The organism is Synechococcus sp. R5-13 (assembly GCF_047462015.1).
Taxonomy (GTDB): Bacteria; Cyanobacteriota; Cyanobacteriia; order Thermostichales; family Thermostichaceae; genus Thermostichus.
Genome location: NZ_JANSIL010000194.1, coordinates 1 through 5,960 on the forward strand (window position 1 = coordinate 1; position 5,960 = coordinate 5,960).

At 59.3% G+C, this 5,960-nt stretch carries 5 protein-coding genes; 3 read left to right on the forward strand and 2 right to left on the reverse strand.

Features of this window, described 5'->3' with window-relative positions; all coding sequences use genetic code 11:
• Positions 1 to 337: 337 nt before the first annotated feature.
• A complete protein-coding gene (locus NW840_RS13310) occupies positions 338 to 1,252 on the reverse strand; it encodes a hypothetical protein (protein WP_414344785.1) in 915 nt (304 codons plus the stop codon).
• A 120-nt stretch (positions 1,253 to 1,372) separates the two neighbouring features.
• Between NW840_RS13310 and NW840_RS13315 the strand changes: the two genes are divergently transcribed.
• Positions 1,373 to 1,747 carry a rhodanese-like domain-containing protein gene (locus tag NW840_RS13315; protein ID WP_414344787.1) on the forward strand — a complete coding sequence of 125 codons (375 nt, stop codon included), beginning with the start codon at positions 1,373 to 1,375 and terminating at the stop codon, positions 1,745 to 1,747.
• A gap of 157 nt (positions 1,748 to 1,904) precedes the next feature.
• On the forward strand, positions 1,905 to 3,701 hold the full coding sequence (locus NW840_RS13320) for an aminopeptidase P family protein (RefSeq protein WP_414344788.1): 1,797 nt from the start codon (positions 1,905 to 1,907) through the stop codon (positions 3,699 to 3,701).
• Between the two features lie 27 nt (positions 3,702 to 3,728).
• Here NW840_RS13320 and rlmN read toward each other — a convergent pair whose 3' ends face one another.
• Positions 3,729 to 4,787 carry a 23S rRNA (adenine(2503)-C(2))-methyltransferase RlmN gene (gene rlmN / locus NW840_RS13325; RefSeq protein ID WP_414344790.1) on the reverse strand — a complete coding sequence of 353 codons (1,059 nt, stop codon included), beginning with the start codon at positions 4,785 to 4,787 and terminating at the stop codon, positions 3,729 to 3,731.
• A gap of 416 nt (positions 4,788 to 5,203) precedes the next feature.
• Between rlmN and NW840_RS13330 the strand changes: the two genes are divergently transcribed.
• Positions 5,204 to 5,860: a chromophore lyase CpcT/CpeT gene (locus NW840_RS13330; protein ID WP_414344792.1), complete on the forward strand. Its 657-nt coding sequence runs from the start codon at positions 5,204 to 5,206 to the stop codon at positions 5,858 to 5,860.
• Positions 5,861 to 5,960 lie beyond the last annotated feature (100 nt).

Sequence of the window (5,960 nt, forward strand, 5' to 3'; positions counted from 1 at the left end):
TCATCAAAGCGCATTCCTCCCGACACTGACCCTACGGGTACAGTGCGGGGCTCCTGCGATTTCTAGCTGAAGATGCCAGTGTTTCTTGAGGTTGGGTCCTTTCAAGACACCTCGACCCAACCTTTCGAGACCCCTCGGGATTGTTCGGTCAATTGCTGGCAGGAGTGGGGCGATCCACCACCGGAGCACCAAGGGAGTCGCCGCTATCGCAACCGCTCAAAAATAGGGCCAGCACCAGAAAGCAAACAAGCTGAGGGGCGCATAGTTTCCCATCTTAACAAGCTCAACTGCCTGTCCAGATTACCCCAGAGCCATTCCTCATCATCCTGAAGATTTCCTAAGGGACGGTGGGGATGGCCAGGGATCCCTCCAGAGCCAAGCGATCGCTGACGGTGAGACGCCGGCTCTCCAGTGTGATGCCCGTTTGGTTAACCAACATCACCGAGATCCACTCAGCACCGGGTTCTTGGGGAGCATCCGCCTGTAGGAAGATCCCTCCGGCCTGTAGGGGTTCGAGAGCAAACGAGGTCACCTCTGGGTAGCCCGCCCCGGCAACGGGTTGTTCGGCAACGGCGCCCAACAGCAAAGAGTGGGTGAGAGGCTCTGCCACAATCGCCTGCAGCGAATAGGTGGATCCCGGTTTGACCACCTCTGGCAGGTTCAAGGTGACGGTGGGAGGGGCAGATCCAGAGGTGAGGGTGCTGGCCTCCCGCAGCACTTCTTGGTCAATCAACAGCAGTTGTCCGGGATTGGCTGGATCCGGGCGATAGCGATTGCGCACCAGGGCAGAGGCTTCTACCTGAAAGTCCCCCCGCACCGAGGATTGGGATCCCCCTACTTGGCTGAGAATATCCGCAACAATCTCAGGGCCCACCTGCCGCCAGGAGAGGATCTGGGCCGAATAGGTGAGCTTGGGATGAGAGCTCCACAGCTTGCGGATGGCACCTTCCACCTCTTCCCGGTCCAGCCCATCTCGGTGGCGGAAGTCGGGGCTGTAGCCGGCCATCACCCCTGGCAAATCCCGCCGGTTGGCGGCGGCCACCTGCTGGCTTAGCCACTCCACCAGGGCGGCTGGCGGTGGGCTGGAAACTTGCCGCTGGATCCCACTTTCTAGGGGCATCGGGGCAGCTTGGGCCCAAGCCGAGGACTCCGTCCGGCTGACGTGACCGGCTGTCAATCCAAGGGGGATGCTCCAGCTCACGGCCAGAGCAAGGGGCCAAAGCAGTTGCGGAAAGTTAGATCGGGATTTCAAGCCATGGGCCTCCAGCAGGCAAATCTGGATCCCAGTCTAGCCTTAGGGCAGTTGGGATCCCAAAGTCCAGACCAGATAAGATCGATTGGAATAAGCTTTGGCTCATAGCGCCTGTTCTCCATGGCTCCCCAGCACTCTCCAGCTTTCTTGGCCCTGGTCAACGAGGCCAAAAGCCGCATCCAAGAACTGACAGTCGAGCAGGTCAGGCAAAAACAACTGCAAGGGGATCGCTTTTATTTTGTGGATGTGCGGGAAGAGTCGGAGTGGCAAGCCGGCCACGCTGCCGGAGCCATCCACTTGAGCAAAGGGATCATTGAGCGGGACATCGAGAGGGTGATCCCTGACAAAGAAGCGGAGATCGTCCTGTACTGCGGCGGCGGGTTTCGCTCCGCGTTGGCAGCCGATAATCTACAGAAAATGGGCTATCGTCGGGTGATCTCGATGGATGGGGGCATGCGGGCTTGGCGGGAAGCGGGTTTTCCTGAGGAGCGCTAGAGCTGGCGGATTTCTTCCCTCACCCATAGGAAGAGGGAGGTATTGGCTGCTATCTGGCTGCTATCTGAAATGGCCGACCACTGAAGGCGGGAAGTGGGGGCGGCCCAACCTTGTTTAGAATGGCGATAGCCTGGCCGTTTAGCTTTACCCCTCTGCCATGCTCCAAACCCTGCCCCGCCTGGATGTTGCTGCCCGTTTGCAGCAGTTGCGCCAGCTTCTGCGAGAACAAGATCTGGATGGCTTTTGGGTTCCCTCTGCCGATGAGCATCTCAATGAGTATTTGCCGGAACATCGCAAGCGGCGTCAGTGGATCACAGGCTTTACCGGCTCGGTGGGGGATGCCTTGATCACCCGGGACAGGGCTTGGCTGTGGGTGGATCCCCGCTATCACGAACAGGCGGAGCGGGAGGTGGATCCCAATCTATTGACAGTGATCAAAGGAGGTCTGCCGAATCAGCCCAGCCTGATGGAGATTGTGGAAGAGCTGGGATCCGGCTTTCGCCTGGGGGTGGATCCCTTTACGGTGGCGGTGGCCACCTATCGCCAGTTGCAGGCCCATGCCCAAGCGGGAGGGGTGCTCTTGATCCCGGTCATGGAAAACTTGGTAGATAAGTTGGCCCAGGGACTTACCGCTCCCTTTGACCGGCCCATTGACTCGGTACCCACCCACCTAAGCGGGGCCACCCCTGCAGAAAAGCTGGCCCAAGTCCGGCAGGAGATGCGCCGCAAGCGGGTGGGACTGTTGCCCCTGACCAAATTGGATCAGGTGGCCTGGCTGTTTAACCTGCGGGGATCCGACATCCCCTACAACCCAGTGTTTTGGGCCTATGCTTTGGTCAGCCTAGATAGAGCGGCTCTATTCACAGATCTGGAGCGGCTCAGTCCCCGATCTCGGCAATTTCTGGCAGAAGCCGGGGTGGAACTCTGGCCCTACGAGACCTACAGCCAACAACTGCCCCAATGGGCCAAGAGCTACGCGCCGGTGGGCTTGGATCCCAAGCAGACCACCCAGGGCACCCAGGAGCTGCTGCAGGATGCGAGCTGCCGCGAGCTGGAGCACCCGGTGGAAGCCCTCAAGGCCGTGAAAAACCCCACCGAGCTGGAGCAAATGCGCCGCGCCAACCGCAAGGCCAGCCGGGCCAAGATTCGCACCCTGGCCTGGATCGACCGGCAAATCCAACAGGGGATCCCCGTCACCGAAGCCGACGTGGCCGCGATCATGGAGGCCCACTACCGGGAGGAAGGGGAGTGGGTGGGTCTGAGCTTCAATACCATTGCCGGGACAGGAGCCAACAGCTCCATCATCCACTACGGCACTCCGGATCCCCAAAAGCTGCTGCAGCCGGGCGAACTGTTTTTGTTGGACTCCGGATCCCACTACTTGGGGGGCACCACCGACGATACCCGCACCGTTTGGATTGGCCCGCAACCCGCGGATCCCTTGTGCAAGCGGCGCTATACCGAGGTGCTCAAGGCCCACATTCAATGCGCCCGCCAGATCTTCCCCCCCGACACCTATGGAGTCTCGTTGGATGGGATCGCCCGCTCTACCCTTTGGCAGGCCGGGCTGGACTATGGCCATGGCACCGGCCACGGTGTCGGCGCCTTTTTGAATGTCCACGAGGGGCCCAACGGGATCCACCGCCGCGCCAACACCCCTCTCAAAGTGGGCATGATCAACAGCATCGAGCCGGGCTACTACCAGCCGGGATGGGGTGGGATCCGCCTGGAGAACCTCTACGAGGTGATTGCGATTCCCGAGCCCGAGGGCTGGATGGGCTTTCGCTCCCTGACTTGGATCCCTTTTGATGGGCGCTTAATCGATTGGGAACTGTTAAACGAGGTGCAGCGAGCCTGGCTGGACGAGTATCACCGGCAGGTTTACGTCATGCACCACGCCACCTTGCCAGAACAGGATGCCGCCTGGTTACGACGCGCCTGCGGACTGAGCTGATGTACTCGCAAAAGCGTTGCGCGGCGATTACAAATCCCCTGGCAAAGAACGCAGGAAGGATCCCCGCAGTTGACCACATGCGGCATTGCCATCCAAGCCACGGGTTTGGCGCACAGTGGCCCGCACTTGGTGCTGTTCGAGCTGGCGGACGAACTCTCTGACCCGTGTCGGGTGGGGGCGTTGATAGTCAGCTTCAGAGATGGGGTTGTAAGGGATCAGGTTCACGTGCAGTTGTACCCCTGACCGGCTGGCCTGCTGCAGCAATTGCGCCAGTTGGCGGGCATGAATGGGCAGGTCGTTGACCCCCGATAGCAGGGTATATTCAAAACTGACTCGCCGCCCGGTGCGCAGCATGTAGTCGCGGCAATCCTGGATCAGAGTGTCCAGAGGGTAGTGGACTGCCGAAGGGATCAACCGTTGCCGCAGGTCTTGATTGGGGGCATGCAAGCTGACGGCCAGGGTAACTTGCAGATCCTGCTGCGCCAGCCAGGCAATTTGCCGGGGTACCCCCACCGTCGAGAGGGTGATATGCCGTTGGCCGATGCCGATATCTTGATTCAGGCTGCGGATGGCTTGTACCACCGTATCGCGGTTGAGCAGGGGTTCCCCCATGCCCATAAAGACCACATGGCTGACGCGACGGCCAAAATCTTCCTGCACCGTCAACACCTGATCCAGAATCTCGTGCAGCTCTAGGTTGCGCCGGTAGCCCATCTTGCCGGTGGCACAGAAATCGCAGGCCATCGGGCAGCCCACCTGAGAAGAGACGCAGACCGTCAGACGCTTGGCCGTTGGGATCCCTACCGTTTCGATCAACTGCCCATCCGCCAACCCCAGCAGAAACTTCACAGTACCATCGCGGGCCTCTGTCCGCTGCACAATGCGCGAGCGTCCCACTGGGTAGCTTTGCACCGCCTCTCGCCAAGCCCTAGGAAACACCGTCACCTGTTCCAGGGAGCGGATCCCTTTTTGGTAGATCCAAGCATGCAGTTGTTGCCCGCGATAGGCCGGCTGTCCTTGGGCAACCGCCCAGTCTTTCAGAGCAGACAAGGATTGCCCCAGCAGCGGAATGGGTAGGGCCGACATCAATACCATCTTAGACGAGATCTCAAGAGGCACAGGAGTCCGGCTCCTCTACTCTAGCCTGTCCCTGCAACCCAATCCCCTTCAAGAACTCCGTCCGAGTGGCGCGAACGGCCTCGTCGCCACAGGGTTGCGGTTCCCCTGCCCATGGCAACAACTCCGCCAGAGACAGGGCGGGTGACGGTAAGCAACAATGCTCTCTTAAATCCCTTAAATTCCCTTAAATCAAGTTGCCCAAGGGCTTTTCCACCCCGCACTCAAGTACAGGGCTACCAAGCTATTCCCTGGTGTAGTTTTGTAGAGTGTGTTATGGAGTGCGCCATCGGGACGGAGTCCCTGACAGTTGGACAAAGTCTGCAGGATCAGGAGCGCTCGATCTGAATCTTCTCGATTTCAATCCATTGAATCCATCTGAACCTATGTCTGTTTCCCCACAACTGGCTCAACTGGCCACCTGGATGGCAGGGCACTTCAACAACCTACAACAGGCGATTGCAGAGCCCGTCTGGTTTGCCAACATTCATGTGTACCAATGCCCCTTGCCTTGGTCGGTGTTGCAGGGGGTGGGGTTTTACGTGGAGCAACTGTACGACATTTATCCTGAGCAGCCTTACCGACAGCGGGTGATCCACCTCTTCGATACTCCAGATGGGATCCGGATTCAAAACTATGCTCTGACAGCTCCTGACTCCTACAGGTGCGCCGGTCGGGAGTTGTTGCTAAGCAACGCTTACGCGAAGGGGAAATTGGCCGGTCTGACAGCAGCGGAGTTGGAACTCTTGCCCGGCTGTGTCACCCAGGTGGAATGGACGGGATCCTGCTATCGGGGCCGCAGCCTGCCCGGCAAAGGCTGTATTGTTGAACGCAAAGGCAGAACCACCTATTTGTACAGCGAGTTTGAGATCGGAGCCGACTACTTTCACAGCTTGGATCAAGGTCGGGATCCGGAGACCGATCAAGTGATCTGGGGATCCCTATCCGGGCCTTTTCGGTTTGTCAAAAAACAGGATTTTTCCCAGTACCTACCCCGGTGGGCTGAAGTGCTGAACCATGAGGCTGCTGGAGCGACTGGTTGAGCAGCTGCGGGCGCTGGGGATCCCGTTCGCGTCGTCAGCTAGAAATCGCAGGAGCCCCGCACTGTACCCGTAGGGTCAGTGTCGGGAGGAATGCGGAAGT

Coding starts and splice junctions, on each gene's coding strand:
- NW840_RS13330 (WP_414344792.1), top strand. CDS start 5,204: ATGTCTGTTTCCCCACAACTGGCTCAACTGGCCACCTGGATGGCAGGG.
- NW840_RS13320 (WP_414344788.1), top strand. CDS start 1,905: ATGCTCCAAACCCTGCCCCGCCTGGATGTTGCTGCCCGTTTGCAGCAG.
- rlmN (WP_414344790.1), bottom strand. CDS start 4,787: ATGTCGGCCCTACCCATTCCGCTGCTGGGGCAATCCTTGTCTGCTCTG.
- NW840_RS13315 (WP_414344787.1), top strand. CDS start 1,373: ATGGCTCCCCAGCACTCTCCAGCTTTCTTGGCCCTGGTCAACGAGGCC.